The sequence below is a fragment of the Paracoccus sp. R86501 genome (genome assembly GCF_042466435.1).
Classification (GTDB): domain Bacteria; phylum Pseudomonadota; class Alphaproteobacteria; order Rhodobacterales; family Rhodobacteraceae; genus Paracoccus.
Genome location: NZ_JAXHPZ010000001.1, coordinates 671407 through 696158 on the forward strand (window position 1 = coordinate 671407; position 24752 = coordinate 696158).

A 24752-nucleotide genomic window follows, 5' to 3' on the forward strand; every position below is an offset into this window, starting at 1 on the left:
AGTCCTTTCAGAAAACGGTGGGAAGCCACAGTGCCAGACCGGGCAGTGCAATCAGGGCAACGACCATCAGGGCCATGACCAGAACATAAGGAATGACGCCCATAATCACGTCGTTGATCGACCCGCTTTTGCGCGCGCCCTGGACCACGAACAGGTTCAGACCGACGGGTGGGGTAATCAGTGCCATTTCGACCAGAACGATCATCAGGATGCCGAACCAGACCTTGTCATAGCCAAGTCCCGCCATGATCGGCACGACGATCGGGATGGTGGCGACCATCAGGGACAGGGTCTCGATGAAGAAACCCAGCACGATATAGAGCGCGATCACCAGCAACAACGTGCCAAAGGGTGACAGGCCCGATCCTTCGATCAGCTCGGTCAACTGGCGACCAAGACCGGCCGAGGTCATGGCAAAGTTCAGGAAGTAGGCGCCGACGATGACCAGCATGATCATGGCGGAAATACGGATCGTACCCTCTAGCGCCTCGCAGACGGATTTGAATGTCAGTCCGTCACCGAAGGCGGCGATGACAACAGCCATGGCCACACCAATCGCGGCGGATTCAGTCGGCGTCGCCCATCCGGCATAGATAGAGCCGATGACAACCCCGAACAGTATGACAATCGGCATCAGCTGACCAAGGCTTTGGGCACGGTCCCCCCATGTGAAGCTGCGCGATGGTCCGCCAAGGTTGGGGCGAACAACACAGATCAGCGCCGTAACGACGATAAACGCCAAGGCCAGCAGCAAGCCCGGCACAAGACCCGCCAGAAACAGCTGCGGGATCGAGGTTTCGGTCAGAAAGCCATAGACGATCAGGTTGATCGAGGGCGGGATCATGATCCCCAGCGTGCCACCAGCCGCAATCGCGCCCGAAAACAACCGCGGGTCATAGTTCAGACGCTCGGCCTGCGGCATGGCGACTGTGGCCACCGTGGCCGCCGTTGCGACAGACGACCCAGAGGTCGCCGAGAACATCGTCGCCGTTGCGATATTGGCATGAACCAGACCGCCGGGCAGCCATGACAGCCATTTGTCCAGCGCCGCATAGGTGCGTTCAGCGACACCGCCGCGCACCAGAACTTCGCCCAAAAGAACAAACAGCGGGATCGCGATCAGCGTGCTTGAGGCAGAGGACGACCAGACGACCTGACCCAACCCGCGCAACAGTGGAAAGGCGGAATAGAACTGGCTGACGCCGATGCCCAGCAAAAACAGCACGATACCGACGGGAATGGACAGGGCCATCAAGCCCAGCAGGGAAATTGCAACAGTCCAGATCACAGCTCGACCTCCGATCCGATACCGATGGTGGCGTCAAGCGCCTGTTGCCGACCAGAAATGACATGGGACAGCGCGATCAGGCTAAGGGCGGTCGCGGTGAATGCGAACCACAGCCAGCCCGAAAACCAGATCCCCTGCGGAATCCACAGCGGCGTTTCCAAAGGCGTATTGGCCCGCGATCCGCGTTCCAGCGTCTTTTCCAAGACCGGCCAGCTGCGGAATGCGATCAACAGGATCACAGCATTGGTGACGATCATCGCAAAGACATCCATCACCATCCGCCCCATCGGCTGCAGCTTCAGCCGCAGGACATCGATGCGGACATGGGCGCGTTCGATCAGCGCGAAGGAAAGGCCCCAGCTGGCAACGGCTGCCATGACATATCCCGAAATCTCGTCCGAACCGCCCAAGGAACCTTGGCCCATCTTGCGCAGGATGACATCGGTCAGGATGAACAGGACAGTCAGCACCAGCGCCAGCCCCAGCACCAGGGCTACAATACGGTTGGCGCGCCGAAGCGCGCCATAAAGGGTGTCGATCATCGCGCTGTCCTTATTGCGCAATAGTCAGACCGACCGTCTGGCCGACCGTTTCATTCCAGCGGGCCGCCCATTCGTCACCGGCGCGTTCGGCCCAGTCAGGCAGAACCTCATCGGTCAGGATCTGGCGGGCGCGGGCGATGTCATCCTCGCTGGCCTCGACCGAGGTCATTGCGGCTTTGGTATCTTCTGCGCATTCCGGCTGGCCGGTCAGGCAGGCGATGTCGCCTTCCAGACCACCCTGTGCGGCGGCCCATGCAGGGGCTTCCAGCCCGTCGGCGACGGCGGAAAGAAGCGCGCTGCGGTCATCCTCGGACAGACCGTCAAAGCGATCCGCGTTCATGGCAATCACAACAGGGTCCCAACCGCCCAAGGGCAGCGTCAGCAGATGGTCCGAGACTTCCCACCAGCCAGCCGAGAACCCCGAACCCGCGCCGGTCACCGCGCAATCGATCACGCCGCGTTCCAGCGAACCGGGAACCTCGGAAAAGGCGATGTTGATGCCCTCCGCGCCCAAAGCTTCAAGGAACTTCGTCGTCATACGGCCCGATCCACGGACCTTTTTGCCTTGCAGGTCATCCAGCGACGTCACCGCACCCTGGCAGAATACCACCTGTGGTGGATAAGGGGCGATGCCCAGCACCTGTGCATCAAAACGGTCGCGCATGATGTCTTCGACCATCGGGCGGGCCGCCGTGACCATCGCTTGCGCGCTGGCCGCGTCATTGGCAACCAAGGGCACATCAAGGCCCTCGAGTTCGGGCGCATCGCCAACGGTATAATCGGCGACAGTTGCGCCCACGTCAAAGACTTTGTCACCCAGCATCCGGTACACATCCGCACCCGCAATGCCCATCTGGTCAAAGCTGGTCAATTGCGCCGTCAACGCGCCGCCGGTCATTTCGGGCAGCTTCTCGGTCCAGAACGGAGTTTCGAAATCCTGATACAGGGGCAGGTTCGACCAGCTGCCGACAACGGCCAGCTCATCTGCAAAAGCAGGGGCCGACAGCATCGTTCCGGTCATCAACAAGGCCAAGGTCGTCTTCATATGATTTCTCCTGCTGGGGTTTTTAGTCTTTTCAATATCGGTCTTCGCCGATCATAGGGGCGCCCCGTTTGCGCGACGGGAACATTGTATCGGGGGGTGGGGTCTGGCATGCGGCAAAGCCCATTCGGCCGTGAAAAAGCGGCCTGCTGGCTTGCTATGTGCCGATTTCAGCGCCCCCTGTTATTTCATGAAACAGTTTGAGCGGAGCGACTGAACGGATCAATAGTTCATATCTTCTCGGTATTGATCACCTGAGAAGATCAGTTGGCGGCGGCCAGTGCAGCGCGCGTGACCTCTTGGCCGAATTTCTCGTTGCGTTCCGGCAGGTAACAGATCGCGAATTCCAGATCGGGCAGACGTGCATCCGGTGTAACATCGATTTCCTGCAATCCCGCATGGGACCACGATCGCACGATGTCATGGGGTATCGTGCCGATGCCAAACCCTTGGCCGACAAGATGCAGCACTGTCGCCAACGAGGCCGACCCATGCACCGCCGCAACCTCTCGGCGGCCGGGCGACAGTAATTGGACCACGCGCCGATGCGGGGTGGTGCTTTTGGGAAAGGTAACGATCGGCAGCGCGGCCAGATCGTCGATTGTTGCCGGGCAGGGCAGGGTGAAATGCTGTGGCGACACGAACCAGCCAAGCGTTACCGGCGGCAACGCAGTCAGATGGATGCCGCGCGGCGCTTGATCGCGCAGCATTATTACGACATCCAATTCGTCCTGCCCCAGTTCCGCGCCCATCTGTTCCGAAGTATCCACTGAAATTTCGAAACGCAGCAAAGGATGTCGCGCCCTTAGATCCGTCAGCATGCTGGGCAAGATCGTATGGGTCATCGTTTCCGCGACACCCAGACGTACGACACCTGCCATGACGTTCTGAGTCAATTCGCCCAAAATCCGATCGCGCTGTGCAACCAGCACCTCGGCCTCGTCGCACAGCCTCCGGCCAGCTGCTGTCAGACGAACGCCCCGTCCATCGCGTTCGAATATCGCGATCTTCATGCGATCCTCAAGGTGGCGTACCCGGCGTGATATTGCGGATTGCGCCAACCCCAGATTTTCAGACGCTGCGCGAAACCCGCCTTGGCGGACGATGGCAGTTATAATTTCGATATCGCGAAAACCAAACATCTGGGCATCTGCAATGGAGCCGGGACGTTGGTCAAGCTTTTCGTCATGGAACTCGATCCGCCTGATGCGAGGATTGAAGGGCAAAGCGAGAGGACCTTGAACGCCCAGATCGGTCGATGAGTGATCAAAATTTCTTACGATCTATTAAATATATCTAAAGTAATAAAATTACCAAAATATTATAAATATATATTTATCTATGATTTTGTGATATTACCCGAATGCAGAATCAATAAACCTACAGAATTTTGGCCGAATAAATTCAACTGAAAGCGCAATCTATCGGGGTTTTCTGTAGTGGGAATTTATCGGAATCAAGCTTGGCTTTGTCATCGTCAGCCTATTCAAGGAGTAACCAATGTTATTCTCTCTCAGCCATGGAATGCATGTTGTTCAGGATGTCGCGGATCGTGCATCGGATCGGGGCACGCGTTCTGCAAGGACAATCGGTGAAATCCGAAAGCCTCTGCCCGATGCGGGGGTCATTCCGATCACGGCGGTTGTCGACGCTTATGATGCTGCTGGCGCCGGATCGCGTTCGCGCAGTGCCGGCGGTGGATCGGCAAGCACGAACGGCGCCTTCCGATATATGTTCCGCGACGCTTCGGGCATCCCGGTCGATGCACAGACATTGACGGCTCTGGATGCCTTGGCCGACAGCATGGCGACCGAAGCGACTGGCGAATCCGAGAGCGCGCTGCCGCCGATCCTTACGTATTTCGGCCAGTTCATCGACCACGACATCACGGCCAATACCGACCGCGAGATCGAGGGTCTGTCGGTGATCTCGGGTGACTTCGAACCGATGCCCCGTGATACCGTCGAGGCCGGGATCAGCAATCTGCGCGACGGTTCGCTTGGATTGGACAGCCTTTATGGCGACAAGCCGGGGCAGGGGCCTTTCGCGACCAAACTGGCGGGCTTGATGCGCCATCCGACCCTGACGAACAAGATGCGCCTGGGGACGGTCGCTGACTCGGGCGACGGTCGTCCGCCACTGCCCGCCGATCCTGCGGCCGACCTGTTGCGCCTTGGCTTCCTGCTTGACCGGGGTGAGGTCACGGAAGCCGAGCTTGATGCATTGAACCCCGCATTGCGCGCCAATTTCATGGGTGAAAACGGTCCGATCCGGACCCGCGCCATCCTGGGCGATGGCCGTAATGATGAAAATCTGCTGGTTGCACAGCTGCATGTCGCTTTTTTGCGACTGCACAACAAGTTGGCCGATGTTGCGGGCAGCTTCGAAGACGCGCGGCAGCTGACGCAGTACCATTATCAATGGCTGGTCCTGAACGAATATCTGCCGGCGATCTGCGCCGGTGATGTGGCGGATGAGGTTCTGGCGAAGGGCGCACCGCTTTATTCGAACTTCTACGATGCACACCCTTCTGCCGATCCTGCGCAAATGCCGATGCCGCTGGAGTTTTCGATCGCGGCCTTCCGCTTCGGTCATTCGATGGTACGCGGCGGTTATGATCACAACCGCTTCTTTGGCACTGCCGTTGAAGGAACGAACCAGATAGCGCCCTTCTCGACGTTCCGGCAGCTGTTCGAATTCACTGGCAACGGGCGCATGCCGTCCCCCCTGACCTCGGATCCCAAGACGTCGCTGCCGGGAAACTGGGTCATCGAATGGGACCGCATGGTCCATGCCGAAACGCGCAACCGTTCGTCCCGCAAGATCGACACCCATCTGGCAGAACCCCTGAACGATCTGCTGAACGAGCCTGCCGAACCCGCGATGATGAAAAAGCTGGCGCAGCGCAATCTGCGGCGTGCCTACAGGCTGAACCTTCCGTCGGCACAATCCCTTGCGGATGCGATCAACCAGACCGGTCTTTATCGCCCGATCCCGATCCTGTCGCCCGAACAGATCCGCGATGGCCGGGACTTCATGCAGGCGGCTGGTCTGGATGCAGCCACCCCGCTTTGGTTCTATGTCCTGCGCGAGGCAGAGCTGACCGGCGGGCATCATCTAGGTGCCTTGGGCAGCCATCTGGTTGCGAATACGCTGGTGGGTCTGGTGACGCGCGACACGTCGTCATATTGGCACGCCACGATCGACGGCAACCGCTGGTCACCCAGCCGTTTCCAGCCGTCCCATCCGGTTGACAGCCTGAAGGCCATGCTGAGGTTCACCGGTCTGCTGACCTGACGGATGGCCCGGGCCAAGGCATCGTCGAAGGCGGGGCGATCCCTGGCACCTATCGAACCTTGGACAAAAGGCCCTTCCGTTTTCGGGATGGCATCATGCATATCGGAGGACCAGAAATGAAACGTTTGATTTTCGTCTTCGCGTTTGGCGGCGCGTTGTTGGGCCTGTCACTGCCGTTTGGCGGCAGCGTTTCTGCCCAGAACGTCCCATGCAATCCTGCAGTGCAGACCTGCGGGTGACGTGATGGGCTGGCTGCCGGCAGGAACGGTCCGATGACACCTGATGCCGTTCAGGGCGTCGAGGGCTTCCTCGTCGCGCTGTTCTTCGGGGCGGTGTCGGTGTGGCTGCATGCAATCAACCAGTTCAACCGTTCCACTTATGATCAGTCGAAGGAATTCTATCGCCTTCTCGACAAGCTGCGGCCATCCGATCTGCGCAAGAGCGACGTCTATCGGCAGGCATTTCTGTTTTATGCGGTGATCCTGACGCTGGTCTATCTGGCGGTCGTCGCATTCCTGACGGTTCCCGGCCTTCAGCAGTTCGCCGAGCTTATTCCCGGTCTTTCAAGTCTCGGCCAGTCGGTGGGCGCGGGCGTGTTGCCCCAGCCGGACTATGTCGCGGGTGTGGCTTTCGACGAAGGCGGTGCGGTCAAGGACCTTGCGGGGGTGGACCCGGGAACCGGCTACAGCGCCGCCATTCCACTTGCGGTCGGCCTGGCGGTCGTCGGACTTGCGCCGAATGTGCCGGGCCTGCTGAAGCTGGAGCAATTCGTACGCGCGACGGCGCATCAGCTGTCCGGCATCCCGACCCATCTTGTCACGGTCGCCCTTGCTCTTCGCCACAAGCCCCTGCTGACATCCGAAGAAACCGGTCAGGGGCTGCAAAAGTCCGATTGGGACCGGATCAGGGCATATTCGAGTGCCTGCGACCAGAACGTCGAAAACGCCGAGCGTTTCACTTCGGACGCGACCAAGATCATCATTCTGCGCCGCTGGATACTCGAGCAGGCGGTCTTTGCGCCCTATCTGCCGATCAGCACCAAGTATCGCATCGTCGAAGCCGACGTGCGCGCCCGGGTCAACACGCTTGTGGCCGAGCTTGACCGGGTTTCGGGCTATGCCACCGAAGAAAGCGGCATCAGCGATGGTCCCGCCGAAAGCCGCGTCCGGCCCGACTGGTCGGGGCTGATCGCGGCCACCGAAGATACGGTCGAGGATCTCTGCCTGCTTGTCGTGCTCTATGAGGAACATCAGGCGCTGCAGATCGCCAGCCAGGGGGCGGATGAAACCGAAGACGACGAACGGCTGATCGTGGCTCGGCGTTACCTTGCGTCGGTATCCGGCCTGATGGAGCAGGCGAACATCGACAACATCGCCTCGGCGCTTTTTTCCCGGCTGACGCTTGCGATCCTGCTGATGGCGGTGGTCGGCAGCCTTATCTATGGCTGGGTGTTTCTGGCCGAGGGGTTCGAGCCGGGATGGCGGACGATCGGTCTTGCCAAACATGCCCTTGCGATCACGCTTTCCACGGCCGTCACCTATGTGCCCGCGCTGTTCTTCACGCTGACCTTCCAGCAATCCCGATACGTCAGCGTCCCGCCAGTCTGGGAAAACGCCTTTACGGAATCGGCCAAGCGATCGCGCTTCGTTCCCCAGCTGATGATCTGCGGCCTGATTGCCTTGTTCGTCGCTTTCTTCTTCCGGATCGGATACCACCTTTACGTCGTGATCAACGCGGTGGGACTTGAAACAGTCCGCGAAAGATTATGGCAGGTCATCGATTTCGCGGTTGTTCAGGAACTGACCTTCGCGCTGCAGGGCAGCGCCGTGGCGGTGACCGCAGCGCTTATCATCGACTGCTGGCGGGCGGGGCGACTTGCCCTATGGCGCTGGTGGTTCATTGGCGCCTTGGCAACGCTGCTTTCGGCAATCGCCATGTTCGGGCTTGCGGCGCAGGTCGGATGGTCCTGTCTTGGGGTGATCGCCGAACGACCTTCCGGCTGCGGACTGACCCCGACCTGGCGACTTGCCGTCGATACGGCATTGCCGGCATTGCTGACCGGGACCGTGGCCGCGATATATGCCGTCGGCTTTCTTCGCGACGAATTCCCCGATGTCTACCAGAGAGGCGTCGGTCGTCCGACGACCGTCCAATGAGGATGCCGGGGCGGGCCTGTTTCCAGCTTGCGTGCCTGGCGATCGCCGGGTTCCTGGCGCTGGCTATGGGCAGCGCGCAGGCTCAGACCGTGACGATTGGCGTTCGTGTCGATGCCGGGCCCTTTGCCCGCCATGACCCCTATACCGAAAAATTTCGCGGCTATCTGGTCGATCTCTGCCGAGAGGCGGTGACGCGTGCCGGCTTTACCTTCATCGAACGGCCGGTGACGGCACGGCAGCGAATGCAAATTCTGGAGGGCCGGATCGATGTTTCGGCGCAAGATCAGAAGGATGAAGCACTGGGGCCTTGGACGCTGGACCTTCTGTGCGACCCGACGACCCTTTCGTTGAAGCGGCTGGATACATTCGCCGTGCGGGGTGACGAAGTGCTGGCTTTCTCACCGGTGGTGTTTGTGGCCAATGGAAGCTTTGTCACCTTGAAGGAAAGAAAGGCGCGCGGTCCGGACAACCGCAGCCTTGCCGGGGATTGCCCGCCGTCCGGGATGGCTGACGAACCACTGCCCGGGGTCTTCATCGCCGGTCACGTTCAGGGCACCACATCGGAAACCGTCATCAGACGAGCCGCCAAAGTCGCCAACAATCAGGTCCTGTGCCTCTGGGCCGCAGAGAGCCACGTCGAAGCCGTCGCCGCGCTGTGCAGGGGCGAAATCGACTATTACTTCGGCGATCTGGATATCATCGAGTTCTATCGCTCATACCGGGCCGAGACGGGGGCGAATTGCGCCAAGACCGAACCTCCACGCACGGTCCTCAGTTATGAACCATATGCCCTGCTGGTCTCGAACAACACCCCGGGCTTTCGACCACGGTTCCTTGCGGCGCTTTACGAACTCTTCTCGGACGGGACAGCCGAACAGCGGTTCACCAGCCATTTCGGCGGCGCCAGCCCTTCGACGGCGCTCAACCTTCTGTTCCGGATCAACAGTGTTCCGGGCCTGCGGGACAAGTGACAAGGCGCGTGTCGATTATATTTTGCTTCACAGTTCTTGAAAGCCGGTTTTGAACGAAAGCGGTCATCCGGAGATGAACGGCTTCCGACACCACCCCCGCCTTCAGTCCGCCTTGGTCGGCCACTGACATTCATCTTGCGCGGTAGGGCGGACCACAATCACGATATTAACCATTCGTTTACCAAAGTGAGTGATAACCATCTGTCTTGGGTATCGCCGAATTCCGCGGCGAAATGTGATGCATATCGTAGTTGAGCGAAGCTGATGACGGACCGGTTCGAACCCGATGGCGATGCGACACCTGTTTCGCAGCGTCGTTTAGAAGACGCGGAAAAGACCACACGCATTGGCGGCGGCTTTTCCGAAGAAGCCATGGCCGGACTGGCCGATCTGGAGGCGCGTATGCCTCCGGTCGATGCCATGACCCAGCCCGCATTCACGCCTTCTTATCGGATGACCGATCGGCTGAAGCAGGATGTGACGGCCGGGGGTGGGATGGTCCGCGGATCAGACGGCACGGCGCGCCCGCACTACTGGGGTCACCGGGAGCGGCTTCGGACGCGCTTCATTGCCAGTGGCCACGGGCCCATGCCGGAATACGAACTGCTCGAACTTCTGCTGTTCAATGCCATTCCGAAGATTGACGTCAAACCGCTGGCCAAGCGTCTTCTGGCGGAATTCGGCGATCTGAACGGTGTCATCGCCGCATCCGAACATCGCATTCTGCAGGTCGAGGGGGCGGATCGGTGGGTCTATCTTCAGCTGCGGATTATCGACGCCTTCGCGCAACGTATGGCCCAGTCCAAGGTTCTGCAGCGCGAAGTCCTGTCATCTTGGGATGAACTGATCGCTTACTGCCGGACCTGCATGGCGCATCGCGAGACCGAGCAGTTTCGCGTGCTGTTTCTTGACCGCAAGAATACCGTGATCGCCGATGAGGCGCTTGGCACGGGCACGGTCGGCCATGTTCCGGTCTATCCCCGAGAAGTCGCCAAGCGTGCGTTGGAGCTGAACGCCAGCGCCGTCATTCTGGTCCACAACCACCCTTCGGGCGACCCGAATCCAAGCCGCGAAGACATCACCATGACGGCCCGGGTTTTGGCGGCATGCGAGGCGATCGACGTGACGGTCCACGATCATGTCATCATCGGAAAGGACTCCGAAACCTCGTTCCGGGCCTCGGGGCTGTTATAGCGGGATTGCGCGTGCCTGCGGGCAATTTGCTCAACTGGACACCTTCTGATCTTGCCGAACACTTGGGAAAGTCCATTCGATTGTGGCTGCCCAATCATCCAGCCGCATGATGTCAAGACATCGGCGGTTCAGGACTGATGCCGCAATTCCAATCAAAGCGCGCGAATAAGATCCTTGCGATCCAATTTCGCATTTTGCGCATACAATTAACAAGACAAGAATTTATGCTTGGTATTTCTTTTTGTACATTTCTTAAATAATAACGGGAAAATTTTGAGGTTGTTCGCCAAGGCTAAGTTGTTGCCAAAGTCATGCATATCAAATTAAATATATAATATGAGCGTCTGTTAATTAATATAAAGTTAATAATGTATGTTCATATTGTTTGGCGCGGGGGTATGCGGCGGGTGATGAATATCTGCGCGACCCGCAGTGACGCGGACCCGGGCTGTGATGTGCAGTTGCGTGATTTGCAGCAATCATGAAAGGCGGACGGCATGAACCAGACGGAAGCTGACCAAGGCTTGGCCATCTATACTCTGGGTCAACAAAGGCCTGAAGACGGGTGGCTGGTTTCGGATTGGGGCGCGGGTCAGACCACGATCATGGACTGGTCGCGGGACAATGTCCGGACGACGGCGGACGGGCAGGTGCAGCTGGTTCTGGACCGCGCGCCGGACGGATCGGCGCGACCTTGGGACGGGGGCGAGATCCAGAATACCACCTCGGCCACCACGGGCACCTGGAGCTGGACCGCGCAGGCACCGCAGATGGTGTCCGGTGCCGTCTTCGGGATGTTCACCTATAAAAGCGACTGGCAGAACGCGCCTTGGACCGAGTTTGATTTCGAGTTCGTGGGCGAAGATACCACCCGCGTCGAACTGAACATTCACATGATCGACGTCAATGGCAACCATGTTAGCCTCGCTGACAATACGGCGAACCACACGATCATCGATCTTGGTTTCGATGCGGCCGACGCGGCGCATACCTACGAAGTCTCGGTTACGGATACGGGCGCGGTCTTTTACATCGATGGCAAGATCGTCGGTGATTTCACTGCGGCCGACATGCCGGGCGGCACCTGGAACCTGGCCCCGATGAACAGCTATGTCGATCTTTGGGCCGTGCCGAACTCGATGCAGGGATGGGCGGGCACGTGGTCCGATCCCGGTCGCCCCCTGGTCGCGACGGTCTGGGACGCCGAGATCCGGGATGGTGAATATGGCAGCACCTATGTGCCCGCCACTGATCCTGTGGTCAACACGCCGGATGAGGTCGCGCCGCCGGATGCGACAATCGCAGGCAGTGATGATGACGACACGCTGGTCAGCACCGCCGATGGCGATCGGATGTATGGCATGCTGGGGGACGATGTCTATCTGGTTGACGACGCGAACGACAAGACGTTCGAAAACCCAGGTGAGGGCCATGATCTGGTGATTTCATCGGTCGATTGGGTCCTGGCCGACAATGTCGAAGCCTTGTCGTTGCAGGGCAAGCTGCACATCGACGGCATCGGCAATGATCTGGACAACCTGCTGACCGGCAGTGGCGGACGGAACGTGCTGGCAGGAATGGCAGGCAACGACATTCTGGATGGCCAGGGTGGTCAAGACGTCCTTGTTGCCGGGACCGGCCGCGATACGCTGATCGGCGGTCGCGGTTCCGACGCGATGTTCGGCGGGCAGGATCAGGACCGCGATACTTTCGTCTTCGACGAATACAAGGAAAGCCGGACCGGTAGCGGCCATGATGTTGTGCATGATTTTGTCTCGGGCATCGACAAACTGGACTTTGCCCAGTTCGACGCAGACCTTGGGCAGTCGGGCAAGCAGGATCTGACCTTTGCCGGATCGTCAGCGGGGGCACATTCCGTCTGGATCGTGGATGCCGGGGACGATCTGCTGTTGCAGGCGGATGTTGACGGGGATGCCAAGGCCGATTTCGAAGTTCTGATAAGGGATGTCGCGGCGCTGTCGGTGGATGACTTCATCTTCTGAACCACGGCTTCGATCGCCACATACGAAAACCGCCCCCGCATCGACATGCGGGGTCGATCTTTCTTTATGCGCAGTGGGTCAGGGACGGACGGCGACGACTTCGATCTCGACCAGCCAGGCGGGGTTGGCCAGACCTGCGACTTCGAAGACGGAACGGGTGGGCAGGTTCGGCTGTTCGTCGGTGCCGAAAAACTGCGTATAGCCGTCCATGAAGCCGCCAAAGTCCATCGCATCGCCACCCTCGGGGGCGACCAGATAGGCCTGCATCTTGACGACATCGCCCATGGTCAGGTCCAGCGCGGTCAGCTTGGCTTCGATCGCGGCAAGGGTGCTTTCGGTCTGGGCTGCGGTATCGCCGAACTGTTCGGGCGATCCAGCCTCGGCCTTTTCGTCGATCACTTGTGGCACGGTGCCGCTGAGATAGACCAGCGTCGCATCGGCCGGAATTTCGACCGCCTGCAGGATGGGGAAGTCCGAATTCGGGATCGGATGGCGGGTGACCTCCGCAGAAGCGGCGCCCGTTCCCAGAACAAGGGCGGCGGTGGCGATGGCGATCAGGGAATGTGTCATTCGTGCTCTGCTTTCGTGGTATCTTCCGGGGTTGCCGGACGTGCATTTGCGACGGCCTCGGCGGTCGCATCGGGTTCGAAGTCGTTGCCCAGATCCGTCTGCAGATAGGTCGTCAGGGCAACGACCTGTTCGTCGTTCAGAAAGGTGCCGAAGGCGGGCATGGCGGCCTGGCCATTCACGATCAGGGTGATCGGATAGGCCGAATATTCGAGGTTCGCGTTCCCCTTCAGGGCGGGGTATTTCCCCGCGCCGACCGCGCCCGAACCGTCGGGCATGTGACAGCCCGCACAAAGCGTCTGGTACAGAACCTCGCCGTCGGTCGAGGTATATCCCTCGGCCCCGAAGCTGGCATCGGTCGCATAGGGCGACATCTGGGTGGGTTCCGCATGGACGGCGACGGCTGACAGCGACATCGCGGCGGCAATCGTGATCAGGATCGTTTTCATGGCTTCACCCGTTAATGACTTTGTCATGCAGACGCGTGATCGCGTCCAGCGAGGACAGGATGGCGCCTTCCTGCCATGCGGGCAGATAGGACAGGTGTTCACCCGCGCAGACGACGCGATTGTCGATCTTGATCGCCTCTTCATAGCCTTGTTCGTCGCGGTCGTCCCAGACGCCCGAACAGCCCAGAACCCACGGCACCTTGTGCCACGACACGGCGACACCCGCCTTGAATTCGTCGCGATACTGGGGGTGGATCTTTTCGCCTTGGCGCAAGGCCCATTCGATCCGTTCGGCGGGCTGCATGGCGTTGAACTTGAACGTATCGGCACCGCGCCACGTATAGCATCCCAGCAGCACCGCAGGCCCATCCGACTGATACCCCGTCGAGGGATAGCTGATCTGGGTGATCGCCTGATCGGTATAGCTGATGCCGCCATAGATCTGTTCGTCTTCTTCCCAGAAGCGGCGCTTGAACTCCAAGCCGACCTTGGTCGAGCCGTTGTAATACATCGAGCTGATCACGTTCGACAGCCCGGACGACAGGTTGTGGTCGATCTGCCCCAGAACCGAGAAGGGGATCGTGCAGACGCAGTAATCGGCGGTGCTGGTCTTGGTGCCGCCCCCGGCCGTGTCTTCCCATGTCACGGTGACGCCGTTGTCGTCCTGCTGCAGCGATACGACCTTGGCGTTATAGGTGATCAGGTCGCCGACCTCGCGTTCAAAGCCCTTGGCGATGCCGTCCATACCGCCGACCGGCTGGAACATCGGGGCCCAGTGTTCCAGCGATTCATGCTGGCCAAGCGACCGCCACAATTGCGACTGGATGACCTGGCTGGGATCATAGAGGTCCGAGGCCACGGGCGCCGCATCCACACCCCCGCCCGGCTGCTTTTCGTAACCGCGATAGCCACTGGTGCGCAGCCCCTTGGCATAGGTGTTCTGTTCGTCCAGCACGCCGAAACTGCGCAGGCTTTCGATCAGCATTTCGCGATCGTCTTCGGTGACCATCTCGTCCAGTTTGCCCTGATCGACCGCCTTGGCCAGCAGTTCGGCGATATGGCCGCGCTGGTCGGTCCTGATCTTGCCCATCCGCTGCGGCGCGCCGTCGAAGGCATCGCCGCGATGGACATAAGCGTTGTAGTTGGTCTGGATGAACGGCTCCAACGGGACGTTCAGCCGCTTGCAGTAATCCATCACGGCATAATGGTGATGGGGCAGGCGCCACGGTCCGGGGTTCAGATAGTTGCCCTTGGCGAAATCGACCGTCTGCTTGGCGCCACCCAGTTCGGTATATTCATCGCCCGACCGCAGCGTCCAGCAGCGACCGCCGGCCTTTTCGCGATACTCCAGCACCTCGACCTGATAACCCGCCGCCCGCATCTCCAGCGCTGCCGTCATGCCGGCCAGACCTGCGCCCAGGATCAGCACCTTGGCCCCCTTGGGGTCGCCGTCCAGCTTGACCGGGCCGGTGTAATTGGATGCCGCCGCGTGGCCCATGGATGCCATGGCATAATACATCGCGGAACTGCCCGCGGCCGTCCCGATCATGCCCAGCAAACTGCGCCTGGTGAATTGGGTCATGTCGCATCTCCCTCTTTGGTGCATGCCTTGGGGACTTCGGGCCGCGCCTTGGCGCAGCGCGAACGATCCGCCGGCACGACGTTGCGGTGTCTCAGGTGTCGGAGTTCACCTTCGGCCGCAGGTTGTAAATGACCTTGGGTCATCCGAACGCCTTGTGGGTCAAGCTTGCGCGGATATTGCGCGGAATGCAAAATATTTATGCAATTAATGGGTGATATTCTTGCATCTAATTTGCCGGAAATTGCACCGAATCAGCGCCGTTGTGTGCCTGAATGTCACAAAGATGGCGCGATATTGTCGTTTTTCGGGTCGTGAATGTCTGGGCTGGCCGGCATCGGAACCCGATGTCCGCTGCCCCGGACATGCACCTGAAAGTTGGACCCCCATCATCCCGATTGCCGAGGGGGCATGCTTTAGTCCTAGTCCCTTGCCCGTCCGCGCCCTTGGTGCCTTTCCCCCGGGGGGCGATACTGCACCGCAGCGTTCATGTCATTCGATGGGTCGGGGTAGCTGTGCGATGGATCATGGGAAAAGGCTTCCGGTCACCGTTCTTTCGGGCTTTCTGGGTGCGGGCAAGACCAGCCTTCTTGGGCATATCCTGAACAACCGGGGCGGGTTGCGCGCCGCGGTCATCGTCAACGACATGTCCCAGGTCAACATCGACGCCGACCTGATCCGCGCCAGCGGCGCCCAGCTGAGCGTCACCGACGAAACCTTGGTCGAGCTTTCAAACGGCTGCATCTGCTGCACCCTGCGCGACGACCTGCTGACCGAGGTGCGGCGCATCGCGGCGCAGGACCGTTTCGACTGTCTGCTGATCGAATCCACCGGCATCTCCGAGCCCTTGCCCGTCGCCGCGACCTTTGAATATTGCGACGAGGACATGCAGGGTCTGGCCGATCTGACCCGGCTGGACGCCATGGTGACAGTGGTCGATGCCACGACGCTGGCCGATGATTTCGCCAGCCATGACCTGTTGGCGATGCGCGGGCAGGTCCGCGATCCGTCCGACCGTCGTGCGATCGTCGAACTGCTGGTCAACCAGATCGAGTTTGCCGACATCATCGTGCTGAACAAGGTCCATACCGCAGGGCCCGACAAGGTCGCGGCGGCGCGGCGGATCATCGGCGTCCTGAATGCCGAGGCCCGCGTCATCCATGCGGACCACGGGCGGGTGGCCCTGGACGACATCTTGGCAACCGGCCTGTTTTCCGCCGCCAAGGCGCGCAGCCATCCCCTGTGGTTCCAGGAATTGAACGGCTTTGCCGATCACGCCCCCGAGACCGAGGAATACGGCATATCATCCTTTGTCTATCGCGCCCGCCATCCCTTCGATGCGGAACGTATCCGCGCGGTACTGACCGGCCCGCTGCAGGGCGTCATGCGCGCCAAGGGGCATTTCTGGACCGCTACCGATCCGACCCGCGTGATGGATTTTAGCCTTGCGGGCAATCTGGCCACCATCGGCACGGCGGGGCGCTGGTGGGCGGCCATGCCGCGCAACCAGTGGCCGCAGGATGCCGCCGCGATGGCCCGTATCGCGGACAGGTGGCAGCCCCCCTTCGGCGACCGCCGGCAAGAGCTGGTCTTCATCGGATCGGGGTTCGATCAGGCGCGGATCAGCGCCGATCTGGATGCCGCGCTGATCCGCCAGCGCCCCGGACTGCCGCGCAGGCTGTCCGCCTGACAGATGTCACCAGTGCCTTGGCCGGCAGTTTGCCGGCCTGTCCAGTAACCAGTTTCCCGGAGGTCAGGCCATGCCCGACAATGCCATCACGTTGGAAAATGCACGCACGGACGGACGTGCGCCCCAAAGCTATTGGGATGTCAACCATTCGTCCCAGATCGAAGGTTTCGCCACCGACATCAGCATCAATGCCGGCGGTCAGGTCAACTTCAAGATCAACATCAACGGCGATGCCGGCAGCGATTATCAGGTCGAGATCTTCCGGCTGGGATATTACGGCGGCGACGGCGCGCGGCAGGTCGGGGGCTGGGTCAACACCGACGGTGTGGTGCAGCCCGACGCCGATTACGATGCCACGCGGGCGCTGGTCGATGCCGGAAACTGGTCGGTCACCGACAGCTGGGACATTCCGCCCGATGCCGTATCGGGCGTATATCTGGCGCGCGTCCAGCGGCTGGATGCCGATGGCGACCCGATCGAGGGCGCGACTAACCAGATCCCCTTCATCGTGCGCGAAGACGACCGCCCCGCCGATATCGTGCTGCAGACCTCGGACACGACGTGGCAGGCCTATAACGGCTGGTTCGGCAACAACGGCCAGATCGGGGCGAACTTCTATGGCGATGCCAGCGGCACGGTCGATCACCCCGACGTCCCCGACCCCTCGGGCACCGCGCAGGACCGCGCCTATGCCGTCAGCTACAATCGCCCCCTGATCACCCGCGGCATCGAAGGCCAGCAGGGCGGCCCGGCTGCCGGGGCGCAGGATTACCTGTTCGGGGCCGATTACGCGGCGATCTTCTGGTTGGAACAGAACGGCTATGACGTTTCCTATATTTCCGGGATGGATACGGACCGGTTGGGTGCGGATTACCTGAAGCAATACCAGTCGTTCATTTCCGTCGGTCACGACGAATACTGGTCGGGCGACCAGCGCCTGAATGTCGAAGAGGCTCGCGACGCAGGCGTCAACCTGCTGTTCTGGGGCGGCAACGACATCTATTGGAAGACCCGTTGGGATGTCAGCATCGTCGACGGCGAAGAATACCGCACGCTGGTCTGCTATAAGGAGACTTGGGCCCATGCGGATGAAAACGCGACGGGCGACGATTACTATAACCTCGACCCATCCGATATCTGGACCGGAACCTGGCGCGACATCCGCTTCCAGGACAACCCCTTGGCGGGCGGGGCGATGGTGGATGATCCGCTGACCGGCCAGCCCCACACCTGCAACTGCGCCGAGAATTCGCTGTCGGGGCAGCTGTTCGGGCCGGACGGGACGGGGGAATTCGGCGGCGCGCTGGATGTTCCCGAAAGCTACTCGGTGCTGCGGGTCTGGCGCGACACGACCATCGCCAACGGTGGCAAGCTGGACATGTCCGAGGGTATTCTGGGTTACGAGTGGAACACTTCGCCCAACGACGTGAACCGGCCTGCAGGCCTGATCAAGCTGTCGGAAACCACCATCCCTTGGAGCGGCATCCTGATCGATCAGGGCAATACCGTCGCGCCGGGCGTCGCCACGCATAACCTGACGATGTATCGCGCCGAAAGCGGTGCGATCGTCTTTGGCGCGGGCACGGTCTTCTGGACATGGGCATTAAGCGACCGGCATGATTCCGAACCCTATGGCGCCGATATCGAGAATACCGACCTCAAGCAGTTCACCGTCAACATGTTCGCCGACATGGGCATCCAGCCCGGCGTTTCGGATGCGGTTCTGGCCAGTCAGGGGCTGGTGCGGGCCTTGGCCTCATCGGACGGGGTTGCGGCCATAGTGCATGTCGATCCGCTGCCAACCGAAGTCGGCGCCTATCAGACGGTGCAGATCACCGGGACCGCGACGGATGACGATGGCAATGCGCTGACCGTCGATGGCGTCGTCGCCGGGGTCGAGGTGTCGCTGGATGGCGGCGCGACATGGATCGCGGCGCAGGGCACCGCCAACTGGCAACTGAACTGGCGACCGACAGAGCAAGGCACCTATGACATCAAGGTCCGCGCCATCGACGATTCCCTGAACACGCCCGCCGCGGCGTCGCTGCCCAGCCATGTGCTGACCGTGACCGAGCCTGTCCCGCCCGACGACATCCACCTGCTGAGCCCCCTGCAGGATTTCACCGGCAATATGGTCAACGACAACACCGCCCTGACCGTCGGCCAGCAGTTCATCACCGCCGAAAGCGGCACCGTGACCGAGCTGCGATACTATCGTGCGCAGGCCGATGCCAATGACACCGACCTGCGCGAAGGGCACCTGTGGGGGCCGAACGGAGAGCTGATCGGGAGCGTATCCTTCGTTTCCGATCCCGGTGATTTCGGCTGGCAGACCGCAGCGCTGGATATGCCCGTCCAGATCCAGCCGGGCGTCGCCTATACGGTGTCATACGACACGGTGAACAATTACGTCACCACCGCGGGCTTCTATGCCACCCCCTATGCCGAGCCCTATGGCATCATGTCGGCGGGGGCGGGCAGCGGCGTCTATCAATACGGCACGCAGCTGGCACGACCGACGGACAGCTTCAACGGGTCGAACTATTGGGTGGATGTGACCTTCGCGCGGGGCAGCGTGGGCAATGACGCGCCGGTCTTTACCTCGGGCGGGCATTTCGACGCGCCGGAAAACGGCACGCTGGCAGGCATCGTCGCCGCCACCGATACCGAGGGCGACACGATCCGCTATGGCATCGCGGGCGGGGATGATGCGGATCTGTTCTGGATCGACGCCCAGACCGGACGGATCACCTTCCTCTTTTCCCCCGACCACGAGGCACCTATCGATACGGGCGCCGACAACACCTATGACATCGTGGTCAGCGCATCGGACGGGGTGAACAGCGCCACCGAAACGGCCGTCAGCATCACCGTCACCGACGTCGATCCCGAAGATCAGCCGGGGCCGTCGAACCTCTTCGGGCATCAGGACGGACCTGCCACAGTCGTCACCAACGACAGCGCGACCTATGAACTGGGCGTCAGGTTCACCGCATCTGCGGACGGGGTGGTGAACAGCCTGCGGTATTACCGCGGCCTGGCGGATGCGGGCGACACCGATATCCGCACGTTGAACATCTGGACCGCCGATGGCGTCAATCTGGGCGCGGTGCAGGTGCGATCGGACCCCGGCAAGGTCGGCTGGCAGGTCGGCACGCTGGCCAGCGGCGTCGCGCTGGAGGCCGGGCAGACCTATGTCGTCTCCTATGGCACCGAACAGAATTACGCCTTCACCAACGGCTTCTTCGCGTCGCTGTGGTCGGGGCCGGACGGGACGCTGTCGGCGGCGGCAGGGGGCAATGGCGTCTATGCCGAAGGAGGGACGGGCCTCTTCCCGACCCAAAGCTACAACAGCTCGAACTATTGGGTGGATCTCAGCTTTTCGCCCGATGCGACGACGCCCAACGAGGCGCCGGTCTTCACCTCATCCGCCGATGTCTCGGTGGCCGAGGAACAGACCCGCGCCGCACAACTGAGTGCTGCGGATGAGAACGGCGACAGCCTGACCTACAGCATTTCGGGCGGGGCGGATGCGGCGCAATTCGCGCTGAACCCGACCACGGGTCTGCTGACCTTCGTGTCGGCCCCCGATTTCGAGAACCCCTCGGATGCAGGGGGCGACAACATCTATGACGTCATCGTGGCGGTGAACGACGGGCATGGGGCGTCGGTGCAGCAGGCGATGACAGTCACCGTGGTCAATATCGGCAACGAACCTGCCGCCGGTGCCTCGCATCTGTTCAGCCAGTCCGATCAGCCTGCCGCGACATCGCTGGCTGACCCGACCGATTACGAACTGGGCGTGCGCTTCACCGCATCCGAGGACGGCAGCATCACCCATCTGACCTATTACCGCGGGGCAGGTGATGCGGGCGACACCGACACCCGCACCCTGAACCTGTGGACCGAGGCGGGGGTCAATCTGGGATCGGTCACCGTGACCTCGGCGCCGGGGCAGACGGGGTGGCAGACAGCGGCGCTGCCAAGCCCGATCGCGGTGCAGGCGGGGCAGGTCTATGTCGCGTCCTATGGCACGCAACAGAACTATGCCTATACCTCGGGCTATTTCGCCAATGACCACACGGGCGACGATCAGGTGCTGACCGCGCCCACAGGCAACGGCGTCTTTTCGGCGGGCGGCACCGGGGGCTTTCCTACCCAAAGCTACAACGACACCAATTACTGGGTCGATGTGGCCTTCGTCCCGGAGGGGGGGCTGGAACCGGTGATGGCCGAGGCCGTCCAGGCACCCGACTACGTCATCTATGAACCGCCCGCGGATGATTTCATCTGGAGCTAGCCGCGTCAGTCCTGGACCTGTCGCGGGTTCAGGACACGCACCTCGCGCTGGGGGAAGGGGATCGAGACGCCGTTCGCCTTGAAGCTGTCCCACAGCGCCAGAAAGACCTTGCCGCGGATGTTCGTCAGCCCGCCGGTCGGGTCCTTGATCCAGAAGCGCAGGACGTAATCGACGCTGGAATTGCCAAAGCCCACGATATGGCAGACCGGCGGGCGCGACTGCAGCACCCGGTCATCGGTCAGCGATGCCTCGACGGCGATCCTGCGGACCAGATGCGGGTCGTCGTCATAAGAAGTGCCGAAATTGATGTCCAGGCGCACGAATTTGTCGGAATGCGACCAGTTGACGACCTGACCGGTGATCAGATCCTCATTCGGGATCAGGTATTCTCGCCCGTCGCGGGTCGAGATCGAGGCATAGCGCGCCCCCAGCTGGTTGATCCAGCCAAAGGTCTCGCCGATGGAAATGACGTCGCCGGGCTTGATTGACTTGTCCATCAGGATGATGACGCCCGAGACCAGGTTCGACACGACCTTCTGCAGACCGAAGCCGATGCCAAGGCCGATCGCCCCGGACAGGAAGGCCAGCGCCGTCAGGTTGACCCCGATGGCCCGCAGCCCGATGACGAAGGCGGCGATGAACAGCGCCGTCTGCATCAGCTTGACCGACAGCACCCGCATGGAGGGCGACAGGTTCTCGCTTGCGGCGATGCGTGCCGACAGCCAACGCGACATGAATTTGGCGATCAGGAAGAAAATCGTCAGCACGGTCAGCATCTGCAGCAGCATCAGGACCGAGATGCGCACCTCGCCCATTTCGACGTCCATATGGTCCAGCAGGCGGGCGGCGGTCTGGGTCAGATCCAGCGCGCTGAGCGTGACCCATGTCAGCGCCCCCCATCGCACCGCTCGCCGCAACAGCGGGTTGGTGATCAGCCGTGTGGTAAAGACGATGATCAGCCAGGCCAGCGTCAGATTGGCCAACAGCACCAGCAGATAGGACCGGCTGGGCCATGTCACCTCGCGCATGACGATCACGACCGTCCAGATCAGCGCGACGAAGATGATCCCGCGTAACCGCCTGCGGACCAGCACCAGCAGCCGCAGCCGCCACATCGGCCAATCCTCGCGGCTGCGCATCCAGGCCTGCAGACGTGGCGTGAAGGCCATTCGCAGCAGATGCGCCAGCAAAAGCAGCGCCAGGGCAATGGCCAGCTGATAGCTGTTCCACGGGCGCAGCAGCCCCGTCAGCAGCAGCTGCCCCTGAGCCAGGATCATGTCCAGCAGGGCGATCACCCTGTCGATCAGGCCGGTGGTCTGCGGCTCCATCCTGCGTTCACCCGTGGCCCCGGCATGGGGCATGTGCTCAGCGTGGCCCAGATGGGCATGGCAGGCAATAGCGCCGGACTGGTAGCGACCTGGCGGCGGGGCATTCCAGCGGGGCGGGCGGCGCGCCATGGTCGTCACAACTGCCCTGACACTGGACAATCTAAAAAAAAGAAGGCGTCGGGGCGGGGTTTGCTGTGCGGCTGGAAAAAGCTGCCCTCGGCATCTTGGTCGTACATGATCCCGCCCTGTGGCATCTGGGCAAACAGGGCATCCTCCAGCCTGAAGCGTGCCTTGATGTCCTGATAGTCATTCGCCCCGATCCGAGCGGTCGTTTAGAAAGCGGATGACGCTGCCGCCGACGCTGCGAATGGCTTGGATGGTCCAGTTGACCGGGCGTCTGGTCCTGGCAGTGCGACCGCGCCTTCAAGGCCACCGCCCGCGTCATCGACCATCACTGAAATTACCGATACCGTCGTACCATGCAGCTGAAGGGCCTAGTCAAAGCAGTCCTGATCGGTGTTGACCCGCTCATTCATCCGACCCGGACGCCACAGGGTCACGGGTCTCGACACATGCCGTCCCGCTTTGGCAAAGCCGATGCTGCGCAGCAGGGCCTGGATGGCGGGGGCATCGGCAGGGCTGGTGGCGAATTCGATGAATTCGAAACGGGTGACCAAGGCGGGAAGCGGAAAATCGGCAGGGCGACGGGGATCGTCGCTTCATCATACCGCAAATGATCCATCAGCGCGATCAGGTAGCGCCGCCCGTTCTGGACCGCCATGCGTGGCAGGCCAGCACGGAACTGGTCGTTGAAAATCTCAAGGCGCAGCGGGCCGTCATAACCGGTTGCTGCCACAACGCACATAAAGCCCGTGATATCCACATCGCCCTCGCCGGGAATGTTGCGGAAATGGCGAGACCAATCCAGCAGCTCCATGCCGATAGCGGGCGCATCCGCCATTTTCACAAAAGTGATCCGGTCGCCCGGGTCGATTCTGCGCGCCAGCGTGTGGAAACTGTCCAGTATCAGGCCAATATCAGGATGATCTGCGCGGCGGACGACCTCCCATGCGTCGCGGTGATCGTTGACGAAGCGGCACCAGTACAGCGCCTCGAAGCCGACGCGGACGCCGTATTTCCGGGCCAGATCGCCAAGGTCGCAGAAATCCTGCGTCATGCGGTCGATGCCGCCGATGGCTTGGTGGGGGGGGACGATCGAGCAGACCAGTGTAAGATCGGTGCCCAGCTGGTTCATCAGCTGGAACTTGCGTTCGGCACGGGCAAAGGCACGGCTGCGTAGGAAATCGAGAAGGCCCTCGAAAGCACGGAAGGGCTGGAACAGGGTGATGGTCAGCCCGTGGTCACGGACCATACTCCCGACCTCGGCGGGGGTGAAGTCGGATGCCGGCAAGTCCTGTTCGAAAATCTCGATCCCATCGAAACCAGCGGCGGCAATTGCGGACAGCTTGGTGGTCAGGCTGCCCGACAGCGAGACGGTGGCGATCGAGGTTTTCATGCGATGCCGTGCCCCGTGCCAGATCCAGCGGCAGGCCGGTGAACAGTGCCCGTACATCGACGCCCTGACCGATGAACAGCTCAGAGCCCGAGATGATCTGCAAACCATGGGCAGCGGCATCGGTCAGGAAACGCGTCTCGACCGGGGTATAGACGGCATCGAAGGCCCAGCTTGCGCCCGCTGTCAGATGGCCATCCCGCGGGGTGCCGTCGTAGCCGACCATGCCAACTGGAGCGCAGTTGATGACACCCGACGCCCCAGCGGCCATGGCTTGTGCTTCGGTGCCGGTCATAATCTGAGCTGACGGTCGCAGGTCTCGCAAATCCTGCGCCACGGCACGTCCGATGCCGCTGTCGCAATCCGCTAGCCGGATCTGGCTCGCTCCAAGCGCCAGCAGCCCGAAGGCCACCGCGCGTCCGACGCCACCCGCGCCGATCATCAGAACCGCACCGGGATCGGCATCGCCGCGGACCAGCCGATAGGCCGCAAAGAAGTCCGAATAACCGGTATTGAACCCGCGTGGTCCATCGGGTGTGAAAAGCACCGTATTGACCGCCCCCACAGCCGCGACCAGCGGATCGTCGATGCAGACCATGGCAGCGGCGACCTCTTTATACGGATAGGTGACGTTGACGCCTTGGTAATCCTGATCGGCGCAGCGGGCGAAAAGCGCGTCGAAACCCAAGCCCTGCTGGGCGGGGATCAGGCTGTCATAGACCACGCGCCGACCGTTCTGGTCGCCCGCCAGCCGGTGCAGCCGCGGGGACTGCGAAGCGGCGATATTGTCGCCGATCAGGCCAAGATGGATGATATCGGACATGGTAGGGATC

General features: G+C 61.2%; 17 protein-coding genes and 1 pseudogene. 7 read left to right on the forward strand and 11 right to left on the reverse strand.

Features of this window, described 5'->3' with window-relative positions:
* Positions 1-7: 7 nt before the first annotated feature.
* From SJY40_RS03385 to SJY40_RS03400, 4 genes are all read right to left on the reverse strand, one after another.
* The gene (locus tag SJY40_RS03385) at positions 8-1288 is read right to left on the reverse strand and encodes a TRAP transporter large permease (RefSeq protein ID WP_378942738.1); all 1281 of its coding nucleotides are present in this window, start codon (positions 1286-1288) and stop codon (positions 8-10) included.
* Positions 1285-1830: a TRAP transporter small permease subunit gene (locus SJY40_RS03390; protein ID WP_378942740.1), complete on the reverse strand. Its 546-nt coding sequence runs from the start codon at positions 1828-1830 to the stop codon at positions 1285-1287. Before SJY40_RS03390 ends, SJY40_RS03385 begins: the two co-directional genes overlap by 4 nt.
* A 10-nt stretch (positions 1831-1840) precedes the next feature.
* Positions 1841-2875, reverse strand: coding sequence for a TRAP transporter substrate-binding protein (locus SJY40_RS03395; RefSeq protein WP_378942743.1), 1035 nt, complete (start codon positions 2873-2875; stop codon positions 1841-1843).
* Positions 2876-3135: 260 nt separating this feature from the next.
* On the reverse strand, positions 3136-4014 hold the full coding sequence (locus SJY40_RS03400; RefSeq protein ID WP_378942746.1) for a LysR family transcriptional regulator: 879 nt from the start codon (positions 4012-4014) through the stop codon (positions 3136-3138).
* 589 nt (positions 4015-4603) lie between these two features.
* Between SJY40_RS03400 and SJY40_RS03405 the strand changes: the two genes are divergently transcribed.
* From SJY40_RS03405 to SJY40_RS03425, 5 genes are all read left to right on the forward strand, one after another.
* Complete coding sequence (locus tag SJY40_RS03405) at positions 4604-6169, forward strand: heme peroxidase family protein (RefSeq protein ID WP_378942748.1); 1566 nt, start codon at positions 4604-4606, stop codon at positions 6167-6169.
* 272 nt (positions 6170-6441) lie between these two features.
* The gene (locus SJY40_RS03410; RefSeq protein WP_378942750.1) at positions 6442-8325 is read left to right on the forward strand and encodes a hypothetical protein; all 1884 of its coding nucleotides are present in this window, start codon (positions 6442-6444) and stop codon (positions 8323-8325) included.
* 89 nt (positions 8326-8414) lie between these two features.
* Positions 8415-9296 carry a substrate-binding periplasmic protein gene (locus SJY40_RS03415; RefSeq protein WP_378942752.1) on the forward strand — a complete coding sequence of 294 codons (882 nt, stop codon included), beginning with the start codon at positions 8415-8417 and terminating at the stop codon, positions 9294-9296.
* Positions 9297-9560: 264 nt separating this feature from the next.
* A complete protein-coding gene (gene radC, locus SJY40_RS03420) occupies positions 9561-10490 on the forward strand; it encodes a DNA repair protein RadC (protein ID WP_378942754.1) in 930 nt (309 codons plus the stop codon).
* 497 nt (positions 10491-10987) lie between these two features.
* Positions 10988-12493 carry a family 16 glycosylhydrolase gene (locus SJY40_RS03425; protein WP_378942757.1) on the forward strand — a complete coding sequence of 502 codons (1506 nt, stop codon included), beginning with the start codon at positions 10988-10990 and terminating at the stop codon, positions 12491-12493.
* Positions 12494-12571: 78 nt separating this feature from the next.
* On the opposite strand, the gene SJY40_RS03430 is transcribed toward SJY40_RS03425, so the two are convergent.
* Genes SJY40_RS03430 through SJY40_RS03440 form a run of 3 tightly spaced genes read right to left on the reverse strand, consistent with a single transcriptional unit; the run spans position 12572 to position 15091 of the window.
* The gene (locus tag SJY40_RS03430; protein WP_378942759.1) at positions 12572-13063 is read right to left on the reverse strand and encodes a RidA family protein; all 492 of its coding nucleotides are present in this window, start codon (positions 13061-13063) and stop codon (positions 12572-12574) included.
* On the reverse strand, positions 13060-13509 hold the full coding sequence (locus SJY40_RS03435; RefSeq protein WP_378942762.1) for a c-type cytochrome: 450 nt from the start codon (positions 13507-13509) through the stop codon (positions 13060-13062). The genes SJY40_RS03430 and SJY40_RS03435 overlap by 4 nt, the downstream gene beginning before the upstream one ends.
* Positions 13510-13513: 4 nt before the next feature.
* Positions 13514-15091, reverse strand: coding sequence for a flavin monoamine oxidase family protein (locus tag SJY40_RS03440; RefSeq protein WP_378942764.1), 1578 nt, complete (start codon positions 15089-15091; stop codon positions 13514-13516).
* 517 nt (positions 15092-15608) lie between these two features.
* On the opposite strand from SJY40_RS03440, the gene SJY40_RS03445 reads away from it, so the two are divergent.
* Both SJY40_RS03445 and SJY40_RS03450 read left to right on the forward strand, forming a co-directional pair.
* Entirely contained in the window at positions 15609-16778 is a 1170-nt protein-coding gene (locus SJY40_RS03445) for a GTP-binding protein (protein WP_378942767.1), read from the forward strand.
* A gap of 70 nt (positions 16779-16848) precedes the next feature.
* A complete protein-coding gene (locus SJY40_RS03450; RefSeq protein ID WP_378942769.1) occupies positions 16849-21078 on the forward strand; it encodes a DUF4082 domain-containing protein in 4230 nt (1409 codons plus the stop codon).
* Between the two features lie 5 nt (positions 21079-21083).
* On the opposite strand, the gene SJY40_RS03455 is transcribed toward SJY40_RS03450, so the two are convergent.
* The 4 genes and pseudogenes from SJY40_RS03455 to SJY40_RS03470 form a co-directional block, all read right to left on the reverse strand.
* Positions 21084-22406 (reverse strand): mechanosensitive ion channel family protein, encoded by a 1323-nt coding sequence (locus SJY40_RS03455; RefSeq protein ID WP_378948268.1) that lies wholly within the window; start codon positions 22404-22406, stop codon positions 21084-21086.
* 494 nt (positions 22407-22900) lie between these two features.
* Positions 22901-23083: a hypothetical protein gene (locus SJY40_RS03460; protein ID WP_378942772.1), complete on the reverse strand. Its 183-nt coding sequence runs from the start codon at positions 23081-23083 to the stop codon at positions 22901-22903.
* 146 nt (positions 23084-23229) lie between these two features.
* A pseudogene (locus SJY40_RS03465) lies at positions 23230-23817 on the reverse strand (sugar phosphate isomerase/epimerase family protein); the annotation flags it as partial.
* Positions 23768-24742 carry a shikimate dehydrogenase family protein gene (locus SJY40_RS03470; protein WP_378942774.1) on the reverse strand — a complete coding sequence of 325 codons (975 nt, stop codon included), beginning with the start codon at positions 24740-24742 and terminating at the stop codon, positions 23768-23770. The gene SJY40_RS03470 and the pseudogene SJY40_RS03465, both read right to left, overlap by 50 nt.
* Positions 24743-24752 lie beyond the last annotated feature (10 nt).